The following is an 18,351-nucleotide window of genomic DNA, read 5'->3' as shown; positions in this document are numbered from 1 at the left end:
AAAAACAGAAAACTCTAATGCCGCCAAACTTCTAAAATAATTCATTTTTATAATGGATGACAAAAGCACACGCTCTAAGTTTTGAACGTGTGCTTTCCTTTGCCACCACTCCTCCTTTGAAACAAGCATAGGAGGTAAAAGTGATAAAAGATAGTAGTTTTTTTCAAAGTGTCCTTGACATGGGGTCCACTTTAGAAAGCCAAAACGCTTGCTAACAGTTTTGTAATTTATTTATTATTAACCTCCACTGACTGGAGGAATAAATGCGACTGTGTCACCGGTGTTTAAAATGGCATCCTCTTCAGCATATTCTTCATTTATTGCAATCATGGCATTGTCTAGGTTTTCCAAGTCATATGATTTAAGCCACTGATCTTTTAATTCTTTTACCGTAATTCCTGAAGTATCAAATGACAACTTCTCATGTCCTACTTTGTCTCGCAAATCTGCGAAAAATAAAACATCAACCATTTTTCATTTCCTCCTCGGTTGGGATTTGTGACTCGTACGATGTCTCTTCTTTTTGATCACCAAGCCACTTTGTGCCGTCCTCCCAATGTTCTTTTTTCCAAATAGGGACAATCTCTTTTATGCGATCAATTGCATATTTGCTTGCTTCAAATGCATCTTTACGATGAGGTGTTGAGACAGCTATACCAACAGCAATCTCTGATATTTCTAGTCGTCCAATTCGATGAACGATGGCCGTTCTTGTGTCGCCCCATTTTTCTTCTATTTCCTCTCCTATTTGAGCTAGTTTTTTCTCAGCCATTGGTATGTAAGCTTGATATTCTAAAAAAAGAGTCTTTTTTCCGTGAGTGAATTCACGGACAATCCCTAAAAATGTACTCACCGCTCCCGCTTCAGGCCTGGTAACCTTTTGAATGCAGTCATCGATCTCTATTGGTTGATCTGTTATCCAATAATTTTTGTCCATAGTCTGTCCTCTCTTCCTAATTTTCCTTCCCCTGAAAAATGTCAGCTAATTGAGGCAATATTTGTTCGACATTATTTAATGAAAAGGTAAAATGATCAAACATGTCTATAAGCTTGTCATCCCTTACTCCAATAGCCTTAACATTCGTCAACTCATGAAGTAAATGGATATCATCTTCATCTTTCACCAAAGCAATTTTAGGATAATCGGCGTATTTATAACCTTCTATTAAAAGTAATTCAATATTAAAGAATGTGTACATCTTTATTAATTCAGTTAATTCCATCTGAAAATTTGTTGTTAATTGAAGTTCATTTTTTCCTTGCACGGCAGATAGGTGCGAACCAGACTGACTGTGTCTAAAACTGTCTGTACCTTCAACAGTTTTTAATGCTCCGCCATGACCGTGGTGCTTCAATGTCCCCACACGTACATTATGATTAGAAAAATATTGAATTAATTTTTCCATTAAAGTTGTTTTACCCGAATTTTTATATCCTACGACTTGATAAATGGGAAATGTCATTAAAACTTACCCCTTTATCCATTTTAATTTATGTGTAAAAAAGGTCGACCCATTCTTGTGATGAATCAACCTTTTCTGCATCTGATTATGAAGTGAAACTATATCGAAATCTGTATTAATTAATCGGGAATCCCTAGTGCAATTTTTGCATAACGAGACATTTTATCTTTGCCCCATGGTGGATCCCATACAATATTAACATCTATATCTTTGACTTCTGGTATATCTGATAATACATATCTTACGTCTTGTTCGATATGACCTGCTAACGGACACCCCATAGTTGTAAGTGTCATGGTCACTGTGCAGAGTCCCTCGTCATTCAAATCGACATCATAAACGAGACCCATATTAACAATATCAATGCCAAGTTCTGGGTCGATGACATTTTCAAGAGCACCCATTAAGTTTTCTTTTAACGCTGCATCCATGATCATACCCTCCTTCTTTATTCATATATTCATTTAACCATATTTTAAAACATTTTTAAATGATTTAAATCACACTCATTAAATTAAATGAGTCTTAAACCATTTTACCGTTTCTAAGATAGCAAATCGACTGACCTTGTGATCGCGGTTCACTTCTTTTAAAAACTTGATATTCTTTTTATTTTTATACTTTCCCTTCGCTTCTCTGTAAAAGGAATATGAAAGACGAAATGGAACGACAGAATCTTTATCGCCATGCCAAAACATAAGTGGACGTTCGTTCAATTTATCCATCTGTAATGATAAATCATACTTCTTAATTTGTTCAAAAGCTCGTTCAATTTCTTCTTCAGGCATAGGAAGTTTCTGTTTTTTAACAATCTCATCAACTAACAGATTAGCGTATTCGGTCAATTTCGGTGTCCCCATCAAGACAGCCGCTGTACTGATCCAAGGGTACTGTGTAAGTGCAGCAGTTGTTGTTATTCCGCCCATGCTTGTCCCTGCTAATCCTATTTTTTGATTTAAAATAAGACCGTCTCCTTCTAACTCTTCCTTAATAAATTTTAACTCTTCGACATTTTGGGTGATGATATTCCAAAATGAAAGCTCTCTTTTAAAATTGGATATGTCTTCTTCACGCTCACCATGATATTTGCTATCAGGTAAAATAACGCGAAACCCCTGTTCAGCTAATAGATAGGCTAAGGGTAGGTTATGTTCTTTCGCACTAGTGAAGCCGTGAGAGTAAATAATTGTCGGTAATGCTTTAAATTCATTGGTATTTTTTACAACGACCAAATATGGAATGTTCGCTGTTTCTTTTTTGTATATCCCAATCATCTTCATAATCCTCTCTTTACTTATATATAATTAATAATAGTATTTTTCAGCATACTAATGCAAATGAATGGCGCAAAATTTGATAGACGGCTAGTGAATCATATAAGGATAAAAAGTTGAATTTACAGATAGGTTACCCCATGATAAACTAACAACATGAGGTGAAAAATTTAATGGAAAATAAGAAACATCTAATCGCTTTAGATCTTGACGGGACACTTTTAACCGACAGCAAAGAAATCAGTGCTAGAAACAAGCAAATGATATTCAGTGCAGTAGAAGCAGGTCATATTGTTGTCATTGCGACAGGTAGACCACATCGTGCGAGCATTAACTATTATCATGAACTGAACATAGACACACCTATGGTCAATTTTAATGGTGCTCTGATCCATCATCCGAAAGATAAAAAATGGGGTGCACTGCATAATCCAATGCCAAGACGCACAGCTTTAAATGTAGTGGAGACTTGCTATGATTTAGATGTTTATAATATCATGGCTGAAATTCAGGATAATGTTTATCTCGATAAGTATGATGAAGACATTATTGACCTATTTCAACAGCTCGGGCAGACTTATCCTTTCACAATTGGAAACTTGAAGGAAGAGTTAAACGACGACCCGACATCACTGCTTATACATCCAAAAGAAGAACATATTGATTCACTCAGAAGTCACTTGAATGATCATCATGCAGAAGTCATTGAACATCGTAAATGGGGCGCTCCATGGAACATTATTGAAATTGTTAAAAAAGGATTAAATAAAGCAGTCGGATTACAAAAAATAGCTCATTATTATAATATCCCAGAAGAACGAATTATAGCATTCGGTGATGAGGACAATGACCTTGAAATGATTGATTACGCTGGCGTTGGCGTAGCAATGGGCAATGCCATCGATGAACTAAAATCAATTTCAAAACACATCACCGACACAAATGAAAATGACGGCGTAAGCACCTTCCTACAGTCATACTTAAAAATTAATGCGAATACAACAAAAGCGTAAGCGCCCGTTTAGCAACATACGAGCTGGAGAAGCCTAACGAGATAAAGGAGAACCGAAGAGCGGAGCGATTCGAGTTCGACTTATCGTAGGAAGGCATTCGAAGCTCGTTAGTTGCTGGGCGCTGAAGCTAGACGATACAAAAGCGTAAGCGCCTGTTTAGCAACATACGAGCTGGAGAAGCCTGACGAGATAAAGGAGAACCGAAGAACGGAGCGATTCGAGTTCGACTTATCGTAGGAAGGCCTTCGAAGCTCGCTAGTTGCTGGGCGCTGAAGCTAGACGATACAAAAGCGTAAGCGCCCGTTTAGCAACGTACGAGCTGGAGAAGCCTGACGAGATAAAGGAGAACCGAAGAGCAGAGCGATTCGAGTTCGACTTATCGTAGGAAGGCATTCGAAGCTCGCTAGTTGCTGGGCGCTAAAGCTAGACGATACAAAAGCGTAAGCGCCCGTTTAGCAACGTACGAGCTGGAGAAGCCTGACGAGATAAAGGAGAACCGAAGAGCAGAGCGATTCGAGTTCGACTTATCGTAGGAAGGCATTCGAAGCTCGCTAGTTGCTGGGCGCTAAAGCTAGACGATACAAAAGCGTAAGCGCCCGTTTAGCAACGTACGAGCTGGAGAAGCCTGACGAGATAAAGGAGAACCGAAGAGCAGAGCGATTCGAGTTCGACTTATCGTAGGAAGGCATTCGAAGCTCGCTAGTTGCTGAGCGCTAAAGCTAGACGATACAAAAGCGTAAGCGCCCAGCAACTCAATGAAAAAATAACAATGTATAGTTTTCTAATTCTGCCGGATATTCCCTCTTATACTTCAATCTTAATAATCCATACTATTAGTGAGCGTAAAAAACGTTCACTTTTTTGTTGGGAGGCTTCGTACCATGATTAATAAAAGCGAACCACCTGCAGAAGACCGAAATCAGGATAAAGGTTTAAAACGTAACAAGAACCTTTTAGAGCAAGAAAAGTTTACCGATGCGAACCGCAAAAGAAAAGAATCTGATGACCATACGGTAGGAGGGTTTTAACATGGATAACTTATTTCAGCAAGCAAAAGATGCTGTTAATCGTTTTACGAATTCAACTCAAGACGGACAAGTGAATGAACAAGAACAACAAGCAGCTCAAAACGCAATTCAATCCGCTTATAACGATGCATCTGCTGAGGAAAAACAACAATTACAGCAGTTGGAACAACAGCTGAAGCAAAATAATCTTAGCTAAACCTCCAATAAAAAGGCTTTGCGATGGTAATGATTGGACCATTATGGAATGCGAAGGGATTACTTTAAGCAAACTTAGAAAAAGATGTGCCTCTGTGGCACATCTTTTTCTAAAATACATCAAGTGAAACTTCAATCAGTGGGGTTTTCATTCCCACTGATTGTTAGTTGAACAAATCAGACTTTTACTGGCTGTTGATCCCCACTTAAATTCTTGATTGCCCTCGAATTCTTGAAGTGGCGGTCTTACAGCTAGTTAACCTGCGATAAAGTGGATTCAGTGTGGCACCAGCCGGTTAACCTTCGACAAATAAATGCATTCTCTTTTTTATTTAGATAATTTCTGATATGATGTATATACGAATGTTTATAGGAGGGAGATTAAATGGGAGTACGCGCAGAAGCTACACCTAATCCAAACGCTTTAAAATTTACAACAGACAAGCTAATCTTTGAAGGTACTGACAGTATTTCAATTATGCCTGGTGATACGAGCGAGCACGAGATTTTGAATGACTTAATGAAACTTGAAGGTGTCGACAACGTATTCGGCTATCAAAACTTTATCACTGTGAATAAACATTTCGATGCTGAATGGGATGATTTACAAGAGAAAGTAAAAGAGGTATTTAACAACTACGGATACTAATATACATAGAGAGAAAAACAGGCAAGCCTTATGGTTTGCCTGTTTTTATGCATAAATCCTAAATTTTTTTAATTACTCTCAGTATTGAATTGCATATTGAAATCAATAGGCAGGTAGTTTGAGTTAATGATTTGATCCTCCTCATCTTTTCCATAAAAAACAACGACAAGTGCGTCTTCACTTTCTTCCATATCCTTTGTAAGATCAAATTCAAATTCAAATTTTGTCCAATCTTTATCTTTATGTTCAAGTGGTATTTTAGTTTCACCAATTACAGTTTCGTCGCCTTGCGTCACCTCATAAAACACTTCATTATTTGTTGCTTCAGCTTGTCCAGTTATTTTTACATCATCAACTCCTAATAAAAAATCGATATTATGAAAACGAGCAAAATCATTTGTTTGTTCTTCCCCACCTTCTTGATTTTCAACAGTTTTACTTTCCGCATTCTCTGTATCATCTTTATCTTGATTTTCGTCGCTATTGCTACAGCCAACGAGAGTGAGCATTAAGACCATTAATAATGGTATTAAATATCGCATGGTAATTCCCCTCTTAATCATTTTGTCTAAAGAATCCAAAGATCCCAGTTGTTTGCACAATATTTGCAAATGCGCTCGGGTCGATTTCATTAATAATTTTTTCTAAATCGTATAATTCATAACGTGTAATGACAGTGTAAAGCATATTTCGATCTTCTTTTGTATAGGCTCCGACCGCTGGCAATATCGTAATGCCTCGTACCATTTTCTTATGAATAGCTTGCTGCAGTTCTTCAGCTTTACTTGTAATAATCATCGCAGTAACTTTCTCATGACGTGTATGAATCGCATCAATCACGAGGGTCGTAACGTAAAGTGTCACCATCGTATAAAGAGCGTTTTCCGGTTCGTAAAGAACCCCCGCAAGGACAATAATCACTCCATTCAGCGCAAGAAGATAATTACCGATGGGTTTATCTTTTAGTCGTGACAACACCATGGCAACAATATCCATTCCTCCTGTTGAGGCCCCTAACTTTAATGTTATTCCTACCCCAATTCCCCCAATGACTCCACCTGCAACAGCATTCATAATGATATCATCTGTTAGTGAAATAACAGGTAACACTTCCAGGAACAAAGTAACGAAGGCAACAGAAACTGCACTATAAATTGTAAATCCTTTTCCAACTTTATACCATCCTAATATAAACACGGGTATATTAAATAAGAACACGAGAATACCAGTAGTCACATTCATATTAAAAAAGTCATGAAAAACACTAGATGCAAGCTGAGCAGCACCAGTAAATCCACTCGCATAAACATTTGCGTTTATTAGGAAAAAGTTCAATGAAATAGCGAGCAATAGTGATCCTAGTATCACTGTTATAATTCGCCGTGCTTCAACTAAAAACATGAAGGTACCTCCAATTAGACATCTTTTAAAAGACATCCCTTATTTTAAATTTCAAAAAAATAGGTAAGTATGCTTTGACTATCTATCTTTATACCATTAAACTTATATTAACAAACATAACTTTTGGAATGAAGGTGAAAGAATGACTGTTAAAATTCTTGCTGATTCAGCTTGTGATCTAACAGAAGAATATTATAACGAATATGATATCGAAATGGTACCATTAACTGTTCATTTAAATGAAAAAGAATATAAAGATGGAGTAGAAATTTCACCAAAGACGGTTTACGATGCTATGCGAGAAGGAGCAGCACCAACAACATCGCAAGTATCACCGCAAACATTTAAAACTATTTTCACATCATACGCCGAAGCTAATCAACCACTTGTTTATTTAGCTTTTTCATCTGAACTATCTGGTACATTTCAAACAGCTAAAATGATTGAACAAGAAGTTAAAGAAACATACCCAGATGCCGTCCTGTATGTCATCGACACTAAATGTGCATCAATCGGATATGGACTTGTCATTCTTCGTGCTGCTAGATTAGCAAAAGAAGGCGCCGGAGTAAAGGAAATCATCGAGATTGCTCAATATCACGCAAAACATATGGAACACATCTTTACAGTAGATGACTTAGAGTACCTTTATCGTGGAGGCCGTGTTAGTAAAACGGCAGCATTTGTTGGCACATTACTCAAAATCAAACCCATTTTACATGTTGAAGATGGAAAACTAATTCCACTTGAGAAAATAAGGGGCTCAAAAAAAGTATTTAATCGAATGCTTGATATTATGGAAGAACGAGGCACCGACTTTAAAAACCAGACTATTGGAATTAGTCACGGAGATGATTTGGAAAGAGCCAATCAGCTTGTTGAAATGATTGAAGAACGATTTGGCGCCAAAACAGAAGTTATTGAGATGGTTGGTTCTGTTATTGGAGCACATTCAGGACCCGGCACGATTGCATTATTCTTCTTAAACGATACATATAAATAATTTTATCTTGAAATAAAACAGTTATTATTCTGCTGTTTTATTTCTTTTTTTGTCATAAAATTGTTGTGAATTTCTTACAATTATCATAAGATATTGCTTCTTATTTCATTTTTAATCAATATAGATAGTGGAGAAAGGACTTTTAAAATTTTAATACATTTTATTTAAATGAATAAGGTGATGCGTGATGCCAAAAGCTTTTACACATATGACGTTTTTCTTTTTCTTTTTAACAGCTTTATCCGGAGTTTGGATGCGATTATACCCTTTAAATTTAGAATTGGCTTTTCCTTACGACCATATTCTTCACGGACATTCTCATTTAGCTATTCTTGGTTGGACTTTTTTAGGTGTTTTCGTTATATTTTTAGCATTATTTTGGCAAAAGTTTAGCGGTAAAGAAAAAGCAGAAGCTAAATTAATAACATATATATTGTTTATCATAACAACGATCATGTTTGCCGCTTTTTTATACCAAGGTTACGCACTATATTCTATTATCGTGTCTACACTGCATATTTTTCTAGAGTACTGGGTCATAAGCTTTATTTATAGAATAACGAAAAGGAATCAGACTATACCTCGGACAAGCAGATTATTTATTAATGGTGCCTTACTTTCATTGATTATTTCTTCTCTAGGCCCATTTTCACTTGGATTTATTTCAGCTTCGGGCTTGAAGGATTCCTATTTATTCGATGTCGCGATTTATTTTTATTTACATTTTCAATATAATGGTTGGCTTTTTCTATTCTTGATTGGTTTATTTATTATCATTTTAAACACTCGAAAAGTATTCATTCGTCACTCTTTTTTAAGCGCGGGTTTCTGGATTTACTTCATCGCTCTGTTGCCCAGTTTCTTCGCCTCTGTCTTATGGGTTGATCATCCACACTTTATCTACACGCTTGCTTTAGTTGGTAGTGTTGGGCAATGGTTGGCCATCGTGTGTATTTTATATTCTTTTAATGGTGTAGTTAAGTCATTAAAAGAACAAGTTTCAAAGGGGTTAACCCTTCTATTAAGCCTTATATTCTTACTGTTATTTTTTAAAAGTACGATGGAACTGGGATTAGTTCTTCCAAATCTAGCTCATCTCGTTTTTGAAACTAGAAGTGTCATTATTGGCTACTTACATTTTACATTATTGGGTTTCATCAGTCTTTTTATTCTAGCACAATACTTTTTAGCACATATCTATTCTGTGAATCATTATACTGGCCCAGGATTTTCTGTTCTTTTAATAGGCTTCTTCTTAAATGAGTTATTGTTATTTATTCAAGGCTTATTCACTTGGCTTAATTGGGGATATATCCCTTATTATGTTGTCGGGCTCCTTCTCGCAAGTATTTTATTACTCGCTGCCATTGTCATAATATGGATATCATACACGGAACATCCTGTATCCTCTTCTAAAAATGATTGATTTCATAAGTTTGGGGGAAAATGAACCTAAGATAATCATTTGTAGGAGGAGATTATATGAGTGAAGAACAAAAGAACACTCCGCCAGCACAACAACAAAAAGAACAACCTGGTATTGAATCGAAAATGAATCCTAAACCTGAATACTTTCGCAATGACTATCAAGGCAGTAATAAATTAAAGAATAAGGTTGCTTTGATTACAGGTGGGGATAGTGGTATCGGACGAGCAGTGAGTTTGCATTTTGCTAAAGAAGGAGCAGATGTTGCGATTATTTACCTGAATGAACACGAAGATGCAATGGATACAAAACGATTAGTTGAGCAAGAAGGACAAAAGTGCCTGCTGATCGATGGGGATATTGGTAATTCACAGTTTTGTGAAGCTGCCGCCACCGAAGCCCTTGATAAATTTAAAAAGATAGATATTTTAGTGAACAATGCGGCAGAGCAACATCCTCAAGAAAATTTCATGGATATTTCCAACGAACAATTCGATCAAACTTTTAAAACAAATATATTTGGTACTTTTTATATGACAAAAGCGGTGTTACCTAATTTGAAAGAAGGAAGCTCAATTATTAATACTTCTTCCATAACAGCATATCAGGGAAGTAAAGATTTAATCGATTATTCAGCAACAAAAGGAGCGCTGACTGCTTTTACAAGATCTTTGTCACTGTCATTAATTGATCAAGGAATACGCGTAAACGGTGTTGCACCTGGACCTATTTGGACCCCATTAATTCCATCCACTTTCTCACATGAAAAAGTAGCTTCCTTTGGCGAAGATTCACCTATGCAGCGACCAGGAGAACCAAAAGAACTCGCACCCGCTTATGTTTATCTAGCAAGTAACGATTCTAGCTATGTAAATGGACAAATTATTCACGTTAACGGTGGAACAATTGTTAATGGGTAAATAAAACAAGATAAGCCAGGACCACTTCCATAACATGGAATAGGGCTCTGGCTTCACTTTTATTGTTGCTCTCTCCTCTTTTGCTTGCGACTTAAATAAATAACACTAACGATAAAAATAATAAAAACAGCTATAATCGGAACGATAAAAAACCAATTGATTCCTGTATTATCTTCCACAATATAAACTTCTGCCGTTTCTCTTGGTATACCAATTCTAAAGTCCCCATTTTTGTCTTCACGTACAAGGTTATCTCCAAGTAGACCTCTTAACTGTTTATCTTCACCCAAACTTTCAATTGATAAAGATCTTGATTCACTATCATTGTTGATGGCAACATATATTGACTCATCTTGATAGGTCCGTTTGAAAACGCTCATTCCTTCATCTGACCCTAACATTTCAAAATCACCATGGGTTAAAGGAGGAAACTCTTCCCTTAGAGCAGAAATTCTCTCGATAAACTCTGTTAAATCTTCATCCCCACTATTGAAATTAACCATTTTTTGATTTTCTGGAACCCCCTCACCATACTCAGGAATCTCTGATCCTTGATAAATAAGTGGAACTCCAGGTGACGTGTACATATATGTTAATGCCAAGGTCCAAGCAGTTACTTTGTTTCGTCCATTTTCAGAAAAACGCTGGGTAAAGCGTTTTGTGTATTTATCGTCTACATAAAGCAAACCCGATTTGTTTTCGCTTGCCTCCCATGTTTCAAAAATCTCAGATACTGCCGTATCTTCTTGAGAAAACACATTTGCCAAGGCATCAAACATCTTCGGATTTTTCACTAATTGAATGGACTCAATCTCGTTGAGTTGAGAAGAATCTTCGACAAGCACGTCAGCGATTATATAAGCATCCTTTTTCTTTTCTTTTATATGTTCTGTTAGCTTTTTCAAAAAACTAGGGGAAGCTTGATCAGCTGCATGAAGTTTATAACCATCAATATCTGTTTCATCTAACCAAAAATCAGCAACATCAATTAAATACTTATTAACTTCCGGATTTTCTTGATTTAATGGCACCACGTTCTCAAGCCATGGATAGTCATCAACTGGTTTTGATTTATCCTCATCCAACCAATCTTCTTTTTCAGGATCAGCTACAATGGGATGGGTTTCAGAAACATAATTAGTCACTAACTCTAAAATAACTTTCATATCCCGCTCATGAGCTTCTTCAACCAACCTCTTTAGGTCTTCCATTGTACCAAATTGTTCATCAATCTTATAAAAGTCTTCGATCCAGTAACCGTGATAACCATCTTCAGCATTCTCCATAATCGGAGAAAGTGAAAGTGTCGTATACCCTAATTCCTTTAACGAATCTAATTTCATAATAATTCCTTCTATATCGCCCCCATGAAAAGCATAAGGGTCATCAAGACGGATTTGGTCACTATGTTTTTGATTACCATTATTAAAGCGATCCACTAAAACGTCATAAATTATTTCCTCATTAATCGCCTCATCAGATTCATCCGCTGCTAAAACTGGTGTGGTATTTACTATAAATAGTGTAAAAACTAGTATGAAGGGGATTATTTTCTTAAATATTGCTCTCAGTCCTTTCAACTTAACTCTATCTTGTACTATTATTGCCCCTGTAGAAAAAAAGTCAACAATCTATAAAAAATTGTCGTAAAGAATTCAAAAATCAAAAGCACAAACGCCCGGTTAGCCCCGACAAGCTTAAGCAGGAAATCGTAAATGAATATAAAAAGAGCTATTCCAATTAATTCAGTTTGGAACAGCTCTCTTAAGTTAACATTTTTAAAGAACAACAAATCCTAAGATAAGTGTCACCACAAGCGCAACGACTAGTTGGATCCACATACCTCCTGCTGGCTTATCTTTAACAGTTTTTATGCCAACCATCTCAATCGCTGCAATGGTCCAAATACCAGCTAGTGTTTTAATGATAGCCATTGTTACATTTGGTCCTGAGAAAAACATGCCAAGCAAACTTCCACCAGAATATAAGATCAACAAATAATCTAGTCTTAGAATCATTTGCGTAATTTTGGCACCTTTGGCTTTTCCTTGTTTATGCAATATCACTACGACAAGTAATAGAATTAATGCCAATACCCAAGCTGTAATGTGTAAATGTGTATTCACACGACGTTCCTCCCTCATCAATTAATTAAAGTGTAATTTTTAATTTCTTATCTAATATAACACGTACCCTTCGTTAAATCACATGAAAATCATCTGTGCATTTAAAGTAATCGTTAAAAATGGTATATTAGAATCATAGAGTTGAAAAAATTCTAAATCTTGGAGGGATAAAATGGCAAAGACAAGTAAAGAAATCATTGATCAAACACAAGAATTTGGGGCAAAAAACTATCATCCCTTGCCTGTCGTCGTCTCAAAAGCTGAAGGCGTCTGGGTTGAAGATCCAGAAGGCAATCGATATATGGATATGTTAAGTGCATACTCCGCGGTGAATCAAGGTCATCGTCATCCTAAAATTATGCAAGCACTTAAGGATCAAGCTGACAAAGTTACCTTAACATCTCGTGCTTTTCATAACGATCAATTAGGACCGTGGTACGAGAAAATATGTAAATTAACAAACAAAGATATGGCATTACCAATGAACACGGGTGCTGAAGCTGTGGAAACTGCCATTAAAGCAGCTAGGCGCTGGGCATATGATGTAAAAGGTATAGAAGATAATAAAGCAGAGATCATCGCTTGTGAAGGTAATTTTCACGGGCGTACAATGGCAGCGGTTTCATTATCATCTGAAGAAGAATATAAGCGAGGCTATGGCCCAATGCTTCCCGGAATTAAAGTAATCCCTTACGGTGATATTGATGCATTAAAAGAAGCAATTAATAAAAATACTGCCGGATTTTTATTTGAGCCCATCCAGGGTGAGGCAGGAATCGTCGTCCCACCAGAAGGATTTTTAAAAGAAGCTTACGACCTCTGTAAAGAGAATAATGTGCTTTACATAGCAGATGAAATTCAAGCTGGTTTAGCACGTACCGGAAAAATGCTAGCCAATGAATGGGAAAATGTTTCACCAGATATTATCATTTTAGGAAAAGCTCTAGGCGGTGGCGTCTTCCCTATTTCCTGTGTTGTAGCAAATAAAGAGATTCTTGGGGTATTTAATCCTGGATCACACGGATCGACATTCGGTGGAAACCCACTTGCTTGTGCCGTTTCTATTGCATCACTTGATGTTTTAATTGAAGAAAACTTAGCGGACCGCTCCATTGAGCTTGGTAATTATATGATGGATGAGCTGCAAAAAATTAACAATCCAATTATCAAAGAAGTTCGTGGAAAAGGACTATTTATTGGCGTGGAATTGACCGAGCCTGCTCGTCCGTATTGTGAAGGTTTAAAAGAAAAAGGGTTATTATGTAAAGAGACACATGAAAATGTGATTCGCTTTGCTCCACCTTTAATTATTGAAAAAGATGATTTGGACTGGGCACTTAATCATATTAAAGAAGTATTGGAAGCCAAATAAATTTTTTAACCTCAAAAAGAGATAGTCGTCTGGGACTGTCTCTTTTTCTTTACCAAAGATATAGTTGATTTAAAGTTATGTGTTTTATCAACTAGCAAGTGTACTCGTGAGTTTAATCATGAGAGGTTCAATCGTATTCTGATTGATCTGTCACAGCGATATAGACTAGGAATATAGCCATACAAACAGCCATTGCTAAAAATCCCCACCCTAAAGTAATTTGTTCAACAAGAAGATAATTGTTGCATAATTGAACCGGAGACTTGATGTATAACCAGCCCATTCCAAATGACACAATCATAAAGCTGTAAAAGACGATATTCTTCCCTCTCTCGCCAAGTTTTTTCCAACTATCTCGTAGTGGTACTCCAGCAAGAAAAGTTAAACTAATGAATTTAAATATTTCCATTCCGTGCATAACTAGGGCTTCATCCATTGTACGGGGAATCATCCAATATAACCAAATAATCCCAAACAATAAGATACCCGGTGTACCATCTTTGTTCCACTTCTCAAAAAAGTGTGGGAACTTTTTCTGAAAAAGTTTAGCCATTAAGAATCCTGCGACAACGAGCATAGGCATTTGCATATGCATATGAATGATCATAATAGACTCCATTAAATTGGAAACTGGGGGCAATATAAGAAATATAAATAACACTAAACCATATACAAATTGTTTCATGATTGATTCCCCCTATTACTCTCAAGAATCCGTGTAATTTCATCAGCAGCTCCATCTGTATCTTGATAGTCCATAACATTGACTAATTTTCCATTAGAATCAACCAAATAAAATGCAGCATTATGAGCGTAATCCCCATATCCGTCAGGTATCACAATCACACCGAATTCATCTAGTAAATTGTCCAACTCCTGTTGATCAGGGATGCGAGCCATTCTCCACGTTTCCCCGTCACTATCAAAATAACCTTTATACTTATCTAGGGTTTCCGGATCATCGACTGTGGGGTCAAAACTGATACTAAGGAAGGAAATATCTTCACCTATAAATTCTTCTGGCACCTTGTTATACACTTGGGCCATATTCATTTCAAGGTCTAAGCAAACTGTAGTACAAGATGTATATATAAATGTTATAAGAACGTATTTATCGTCAAACTCCGAGAAGGAATAAACTCTTTCTTCACTATCTTCTAGTGTAACGTCCGGAAATGTCGGTTGTTCTTCAATAAGTTCATTTAATCGGGCAGTTTCTACAGTAAAAGCAGTTAAGCCATCCGTGCCGAAATAAACTAACAAACTTCCAAAGACGAGCACCATTGTAATAGCTACACGCTTTCTCCACTTAGCATCCATGTTTCATCACTCCCCGTTTTATGTCTTTGTGATTATACTTTTGTAAAGAGGATGGGACAAAACTAAGTATTAGTAATTAAAAGACGAACAATTTTAAGCGAGCGTTATTCGCTTCGGAAAAATACTTCGCTTTCCGCGGGGGGAGAAGAATTGCAGTTCATTCTTCTTTGCTGATGAGCCTCGGGCCAGCAGGATGTTGGTCATGAAGGCGCCTCCACAGGACGTCGCGAATTTAGCCTTCCATCATTCATGGCGCTCTGCGGGGTCTCATCTAAGCTTTTCATCCTGTTGGACAAGGAATGCTTCGACAGCGATTCATCGCGATTTTTCAAGGAGTCTACGTATTTTTCCTACGCTGATTTTAAATTGTATATTAAAAGATAAATACTTTAATACGTTCGCTTTTACATTAACTAAAATACTTATGTCCCAACCTCTTTTATTTTGTCTAGCAAATCAATCTCGTCAGGTTTCACCAGCTTGTACGTATCTAACCAGGTGCTTACGTTTTTGTTTATTTACCAAGTCTTAAATGGTGGTGATCCTGGAGGGGCATTCATAATTAAGTCGACGAGTGGAATGACATATCCCATAGCTACGACAGCCAGCATTAGAATAACCCATAAGCCCCAACGTTCCGTCCACATAGGAGTTTTGGGAGCATTATCTTCAGGCTCTCCTATCGGGAATTCAGTATGTCCCTTAGGTGCTTTAAACATGAGGTAGAAAGCGATATAGACCATAAGGACAACAGCAACAATTAATAGAATCCCGCCAACAGCTAGCAAGAGAAGATACGGACTCCAGCCTAATGCTGTGGCATTATCACCATAAGTAGAGAAAGATGTTCTTCTTGGTGATCCGAATAAGCCGACAGTATGCATTGCTCCAGACATGAACAACATACCAACTGTCCAAGTGATTGTTTGAATGATCCCGAGTTTATTAATTTTCGGTGTTAATTCACGTTTTGATAAATGTGGGATCAGCCAATAAGCTATTCCAAAGAATGTTAATGCTACAGATGTTCCAACAGTTAAATGGAAGTGACCTGTTACCCATAGAGAGTTGTGAACAACCTGGTTCAACTGGTTGTTTGTTTGTGCAATTCCACCTGCACCGGCTGGAATAAAGGCAATCATCGCAATCATAGGTGCTAGGAAGCGAACGTCAGACCAAGGTAATTTTTTAAGCCAACCTAAGAGACCTTTCCCACCTCTCTTTCTTCCGGCACGTTCTAAAACTGCAAACATAGCGAAAGCAGTCATTAAGGACGGGAAACCTATTGATAGACTCATAAATACGTGCATGAATTTCAAGCCTTGTGTAAATCCTGGATCTACAATTTGGTGATGGAATCCACCTGGAATATTCAAAATGACTAGTAAAAAGACAACGACACGTGCTAATGTATCACTGAAAAGACGTCCACCGATAATTTTTGGTACTGCAACATACCAAGCGGATACAGCTGTTAAATACCAAATATTAACAAGGGTGTGACCAAAACTCCAAAATAGTGTTCGACTTAACATGACGTTGACTGTTTCTGTCCAACCAAACGCCCAAGGGATTAAAGTTAACACTTCATAAGTTACACCTAGACTTCCAAAGAAGAGTAAAATAAACACACCAACTGCAAAATATGAAAGTAATGGAATATGTTTTCCCTTATTTCTTTTTCTCCAACTTGCCACATTTATAAAGCATCCAAATGCAGCGGTCCAAATACCAAGAACAAGAAAAACTAATCCAATATAAAACCAAGGGGATGCTTGCATAGGTGGATAGAATGTGTATAAAACTGATGCTTCCCCCATCACAATTGTCGTCACGACAAAGACAACACCGATGACCATCAAACTAAATGCTATCCAACCCATCTTCCTTACAACAGGAATCAACCCATCTAATGTATGAGACAATCCTGCATAAAAGTAACCAACTACAAAAGTAGCGGTAAAGACAAGAACGAGTAATACGCCGTGAGCAGTTAATACTTCATAGTAGTTCAACCAAACAGGTAGCTGAAGAAGGCCTGCTCTTTCAAGACCTTGTAGAAGTCCTAAAACGCCACCGATAAATAAAGCGATAAAAGAAACGGATAAATACGTTAGTGATAATTTTGCATCTTTTTCATTAGTGCCCAAAACTTTGGTTGCTTTCTCTTTTAATGTTGCTGGCTTTGTATGATCAAAATTTAATGCTTCCATTTTATACCCATGCCTCCTTTATTTTACTGTAATGGTCATGCCCATTTGTTGATGACCTGTTCCACAATATTCATTACACAAGACTAAATACTCACCAGGTTCATCAAAAGTTTGGGAGATTTTCTGAATATGCCCTGGCATAACCATAGCGTTAAGGTTGGTGCCGGGTACTTGGAAACCGTGAATCACATCTTTAGATGTCATTGTAAAATGAACCGTTGAGCCAGCTGGTATTTCAATATCACCAGGATTAAAACTGAAGATCTGCAATGTCATGACAACTTCATATTCGTTTTCACCAATTTCATAAACTCCTGGTTCATCAAATGGAGCTGTTTCATCTACTTTTTGTGGATCAATTGTTTCTTTATTACTTGGTGGACCCATACCTAAAGCAAATGTTTGATAACCCGTCAAGACCATAGAGATGACAATAACAGCTACTGCTAACACAAGCCATATTTCTTCAAAACGATGCATTTTCATTAATTACCCCTCCTTATAGTCGAATCATATAGAATATGAATAATAAAGCGATAAAGGCTACGATACCGCCACCTACAAATACTATCGTGGAAAACAAAGTACCTTTGAGAGATTGCTCATCATATTTTTCAACTTTTTCATCTGTGTTTAATTTAGTTTCCACCCTTAATCCCTCCTTGTTTAATTTCTTAATTACATTCTAATTGGGAACGGTTCTCAATAAAGTGAATTTAATCACACTCACTTGTGATTTTAATTACATAATTGACGATTTTGTAAGTATTAATAGTTAAAATTGATGTTTTAAGTAAATGGCTATCTTGCAACAAATTGAAGGAAAAACCTACAGCTACAGGGTTTAAAGAAATCAGAAGGAGACTAAAAAGACAACAAATTGATTTATGAACAATTTGTTAACACTCCCTTGTTCCTCATTTGACAACTTTGTGACTAAAAAGCATG

22 protein-coding genes are annotated in these 18,351 nt (G+C 36.9%); 8 read left to right on the top strand and 14 right to left on the bottom strand.

Annotation, left to right across the window (positions count from 1 at the left end; all coding sequences use genetic code 11):
- Nucleotides 1–237: 237 nt before the first annotated feature.
- The 5 genes from moaD to KQI49_RS16335 all read right to left on the bottom strand — a co-directional run bounded on the left by moaD (nucleotide 238) and on the right by KQI49_RS16335 (nucleotide 2,743).
- On the bottom strand, nucleotides 238–471 hold the full coding sequence (gene moaD / locus KQI49_RS16355; RefSeq protein ID WP_216490658.1) for a molybdopterin converting factor subunit 1: 234 nt from the start codon (nucleotides 469–471) through the stop codon (nucleotides 238–240).
- Nucleotides 464–937: a molybdenum cofactor biosynthesis protein MoaE gene (locus tag KQI49_RS16350; RefSeq protein WP_216490657.1), complete on the bottom strand. Its 474-nt coding sequence runs from the start codon at nucleotides 935–937 to the stop codon at nucleotides 464–466. The genes moaD and KQI49_RS16350 overlap by 8 nt, the downstream gene beginning before the upstream one ends.
- 16 nt (nucleotides 938–953) lie before the next feature.
- Nucleotides 954–1,463 carry a molybdopterin-guanine dinucleotide biosynthesis protein B gene (gene mobB, locus KQI49_RS16345; protein ID WP_216490656.1) on the bottom strand — a complete coding sequence of 170 codons (510 nt, stop codon included), beginning with the start codon at nucleotides 1,461–1,463 and terminating at the stop codon, nucleotides 954–956.
- 119 nt (nucleotides 1,464–1,582) lie between these two features.
- Nucleotides 1,583–1,894 carry a metal-sulfur cluster assembly factor gene (locus KQI49_RS16340; protein WP_216490655.1) on the bottom strand — a complete coding sequence of 104 codons (312 nt, stop codon included), beginning with the start codon at nucleotides 1,892–1,894 and terminating at the stop codon, nucleotides 1,583–1,585.
- Between the two features lie 78 nt (nucleotides 1,895–1,972).
- Nucleotides 1,973–2,743, bottom strand: a complete 771-nt coding sequence (locus KQI49_RS16335; protein ID WP_371817589.1) for an alpha/beta fold hydrolase — start codon at nucleotides 2,741–2,743, stop codon at nucleotides 1,973–1,975.
- A 167-nt stretch (nucleotides 2,744–2,910) separates the two neighbouring features.
- Here KQI49_RS16335 and KQI49_RS16330 point away from each other — a divergent pair, with 167 nt between their 5' ends.
- The 4 genes from KQI49_RS16330 to KQI49_RS16315 all read left to right on the top strand — a co-directional run bounded on the left by KQI49_RS16330 (nucleotide 2,911) and on the right by KQI49_RS16315 (nucleotide 5,622).
- A complete protein-coding gene (locus KQI49_RS16330; RefSeq protein ID WP_216490654.1) occupies nucleotides 2,911–3,750 on the top strand; it encodes a Cof-type HAD-IIB family hydrolase in 840 nt (279 codons plus the stop codon).
- A gap of 881 nt (nucleotides 3,751–4,631) precedes the next feature.
- Nucleotides 4,632–4,778 carry a hypothetical protein gene (locus tag KQI49_RS16325; protein ID WP_216490653.1) on the top strand — a complete coding sequence of 49 codons (147 nt, stop codon included), beginning with the start codon at nucleotides 4,632–4,634 and terminating at the stop codon, nucleotides 4,776–4,778.
- Nucleotide 4,779: 1 nt separating this feature from the next.
- Nucleotides 4,780–4,974 (top strand): DUF3813 family protein, encoded by a 195-nt coding sequence (locus KQI49_RS16320; RefSeq protein WP_216490652.1) that lies wholly within the window; start codon nucleotides 4,780–4,782, stop codon nucleotides 4,972–4,974.
- Between the two features lie 384 nt (nucleotides 4,975–5,358).
- A complete protein-coding gene (locus KQI49_RS16315) occupies nucleotides 5,359–5,622 on the top strand; it encodes a NifU N-terminal domain-containing protein (protein ID WP_216490651.1) in 264 nt (87 codons plus the stop codon).
- Between the two features lie 68 nt (nucleotides 5,623–5,690).
- Here KQI49_RS16315 and KQI49_RS16310 read toward each other — a convergent pair whose 3' ends face one another.
- Entirely contained in the window at nucleotides 5,691–6,164 is a 474-nt protein-coding gene (locus tag KQI49_RS16310; protein WP_216490650.1) for a Gmad2 immunoglobulin-like domain-containing protein, read from the bottom strand.
- A 13-nt stretch (nucleotides 6,165–6,177) separates the two neighbouring features.
- Nucleotides 6,178–7,023 (bottom strand): YitT family protein, encoded by an 846-nt coding sequence (locus KQI49_RS16305; protein WP_216490649.1) that lies wholly within the window; start codon nucleotides 7,021–7,023, stop codon nucleotides 6,178–6,180.
- A gap of 142 nt (nucleotides 7,024–7,165) precedes the next feature.
- Here KQI49_RS16305 and KQI49_RS16300 point away from each other — a divergent pair, with 142 nt between their 5' ends.
- The 3 genes from KQI49_RS16300 to KQI49_RS16290 all read left to right on the top strand — a co-directional run bounded on the left by KQI49_RS16300 (nucleotide 7,166) and on the right by KQI49_RS16290 (nucleotide 10,372).
- A complete protein-coding gene (locus tag KQI49_RS16300; RefSeq protein ID WP_216490648.1) occupies nucleotides 7,166–8,026 on the top strand; it encodes a DegV family protein in 861 nt (286 codons plus the stop codon).
- 187 nt (nucleotides 8,027–8,213) lie between these two features.
- The gene (locus tag KQI49_RS16295) at nucleotides 8,214–9,452 is read left to right on the top strand and encodes a hypothetical protein (RefSeq protein ID WP_216490647.1); all 1,239 of its coding nucleotides are present in this window, start codon (nucleotides 8,214–8,216) and stop codon (nucleotides 9,450–9,452) included.
- A 56-nt stretch (nucleotides 9,453–9,508) separates the two neighbouring features.
- Nucleotides 9,509–10,372 carry an SDR family oxidoreductase gene (locus KQI49_RS16290; protein ID WP_216490646.1) on the top strand — a complete coding sequence of 288 codons (864 nt, stop codon included), beginning with the start codon at nucleotides 9,509–9,511 and terminating at the stop codon, nucleotides 10,370–10,372.
- Nucleotides 10,373–10,431: 59 nt separating this feature from the next.
- Here KQI49_RS16290 and KQI49_RS16285 read toward each other — a convergent pair whose 3' ends face one another.
- Entirely contained in the window at nucleotides 10,432–11,952 is a 1,521-nt protein-coding gene (locus KQI49_RS16285) for an alpha-amylase family glycosyl hydrolase (protein WP_253286891.1), read from the bottom strand.
- Nucleotides 11,953–12,150: 198 nt separating this feature from the next.
- The gene (locus tag KQI49_RS16280; RefSeq protein WP_371817588.1) at nucleotides 12,151–12,498 is read right to left on the bottom strand and encodes a DUF1516 family protein; all 348 of its coding nucleotides are present in this window, start codon (nucleotides 12,496–12,498) and stop codon (nucleotides 12,151–12,153) included.
- 172 nt (nucleotides 12,499–12,670) lie between these two features.
- On the opposite strand from KQI49_RS16280, the gene KQI49_RS16275 reads away from it, so the two are divergent.
- Nucleotides 12,671–13,870, top strand: coding sequence for an ornithine--oxo-acid transaminase (locus tag KQI49_RS16275; RefSeq protein WP_216490644.1), 1,200 nt, complete (start codon nucleotides 12,671–12,673; stop codon nucleotides 13,868–13,870).
- A 127-nt stretch (nucleotides 13,871–13,997) separates the two neighbouring features.
- On the opposite strand, the gene KQI49_RS16270 is transcribed toward KQI49_RS16275, so the two are convergent.
- The 5 genes from KQI49_RS16270 to KQI49_RS16250 form a co-directional block, all read right to left on the bottom strand.
- A complete protein-coding gene (locus KQI49_RS16270) occupies nucleotides 13,998–14,555 on the bottom strand; it encodes a hypothetical protein (RefSeq protein ID WP_216490643.1) in 558 nt (185 codons plus the stop codon).
- Nucleotides 14,552–15,190 (bottom strand): SCO family protein, encoded by a 639-nt coding sequence (locus KQI49_RS16265; protein ID WP_216490642.1) that lies wholly within the window; start codon nucleotides 15,188–15,190, stop codon nucleotides 14,552–14,554. Before KQI49_RS16265 ends, KQI49_RS16270 begins: the two co-directional genes overlap by 4 nt.
- A gap of 518 nt (nucleotides 15,191–15,708) precedes the next feature.
- Nucleotides 15,709–17,403: a cbb3-type cytochrome c oxidase subunit I gene (locus tag KQI49_RS16260; RefSeq protein ID WP_216490641.1), complete on the bottom strand. Its 1,695-nt coding sequence runs from the start codon at nucleotides 17,401–17,403 to the stop codon at nucleotides 15,709–15,711.
- An 18-nt stretch (nucleotides 17,404–17,421) separates the two neighbouring features.
- Nucleotides 17,422–17,889 (bottom strand): cytochrome c oxidase subunit II, encoded by a 468-nt coding sequence (locus tag KQI49_RS16255; protein ID WP_216490640.1) that lies wholly within the window; start codon nucleotides 17,887–17,889, stop codon nucleotides 17,422–17,424.
- Between the two features lie 13 nt (nucleotides 17,890–17,902).
- Nucleotides 17,903–18,052 carry a hypothetical protein gene (locus KQI49_RS16250; protein WP_216490639.1) on the bottom strand — a complete coding sequence of 50 codons (150 nt, stop codon included), beginning with the start codon at nucleotides 18,050–18,052 and terminating at the stop codon, nucleotides 17,903–17,905.
- Nucleotides 18,053–18,351: the final 299 nt, after the last annotated feature.

The sequence above is a fragment of the Virgibacillus sp. MSJ-26 genome, assembly GCF_018918075.1.
GTDB lineage: Bacteria > Bacillota > Bacilli > Bacillales > Amphibacillaceae > MSJ-26.
The sequence above is the reverse complement of the archived record's forward strand: the minus strand, read 5'-3'. Positions and strand labels throughout refer to the sequence as shown.

Excerpts from the sequence above, each read along its gene's own strand:
- KQI49_RS16295 (WP_216490647.1), top strand. The coding sequence starts at position 8,214 with ATGCCAAAAGCTTTTACACATATGACGTTTTTCTTTTTCTTTTTAACA.
- KQI49_RS16275 (WP_216490644.1), top strand. The coding sequence starts at position 12,671 with ATGGCAAAGACAAGTAAAGAAATCATTGATCAAACACAAGAATTTGGG.
- KQI49_RS16255 (WP_216490640.1), bottom strand. The coding sequence starts at position 17,889 with ATGAAAATGCATCGTTTTGAAGAAATATGGCTTGTGTTAGCAGTAGCT.
- KQI49_RS16340 (WP_216490655.1), bottom strand. The coding sequence starts at position 1,894 with ATGGATGCAGCGTTAAAAGAAAACTTAATGGGTGCTCTTGAAAATGTC.
- mobB (WP_216490656.1), bottom strand. The coding sequence starts at position 1,463 with ATGACATTTCCCATTTATCAAGTCGTAGGATATAAAAATTCGGGTAAA.
- KQI49_RS16265 (WP_216490642.1), bottom strand. The coding sequence starts at position 15,190 with ATGGATGCTAAGTGGAGAAAGCGTGTAGCTATTACAATGGTGCTCGTC.
- KQI49_RS16320 (WP_216490652.1), top strand. The coding sequence starts at position 4,780 with ATGGATAACTTATTTCAGCAAGCAAAAGATGCTGTTAATCGTTTTACG.
- KQI49_RS16335 (WP_371817589.1), bottom strand. The coding sequence starts at position 2,743 with ATGAAGATGATTGGGATATACAAAAAAGAAACAGCGAACATTCCATAT.
- moaD (WP_216490658.1), bottom strand. The coding sequence starts at position 471 with ATGGTTGATGTTTTATTTTTCGCAGATTTGCGAGACAAAGTAGGACAT.
- KQI49_RS16310 (WP_216490650.1), bottom strand. The coding sequence starts at position 6,164 with ATGCGATATTTAATACCATTATTAATGGTCTTAATGCTCACTCTCGTT.
- KQI49_RS16315 (WP_216490651.1), top strand. The coding sequence starts at position 5,359 with ATGGGAGTACGCGCAGAAGCTACACCTAATCCAAACGCTTTAAAATTT.
- KQI49_RS16305 (WP_216490649.1), bottom strand. The coding sequence starts at position 7,023 with ATGTTTTTAGTTGAAGCACGGCGAATTATAACAGTGATACTAGGATCA.
- KQI49_RS16350 (WP_216490657.1), bottom strand. The coding sequence starts at position 937 with ATGGACAAAAATTATTGGATAACAGATCAACCAATAGAGATCGATGAC.
- KQI49_RS16300 (WP_216490648.1), top strand. The coding sequence starts at position 7,166 with ATGACTGTTAAAATTCTTGCTGATTCAGCTTGTGATCTAACAGAAGAA.
- KQI49_RS16330 (WP_216490654.1), top strand. The coding sequence starts at position 2,911 with ATGGAAAATAAGAAACATCTAATCGCTTTAGATCTTGACGGGACACTT.
- KQI49_RS16325 (WP_216490653.1), top strand. The coding sequence starts at position 4,632 with ATGATTAATAAAAGCGAACCACCTGCAGAAGACCGAAATCAGGATAAA.
- KQI49_RS16290 (WP_216490646.1), top strand. The coding sequence starts at position 9,509 with ATGAGTGAAGAACAAAAGAACACTCCGCCAGCACAACAACAAAAAGAA.
- KQI49_RS16260 (WP_216490641.1), bottom strand. The coding sequence starts at position 17,403 with ATGGAAGCATTAAATTTTGATCATACAAAGCCAGCAACATTAAAAGAG.
- KQI49_RS16270 (WP_216490643.1), bottom strand. The coding sequence starts at position 14,555 with ATGAAACAATTTGTATATGGTTTAGTGTTATTTATATTTCTTATATTG.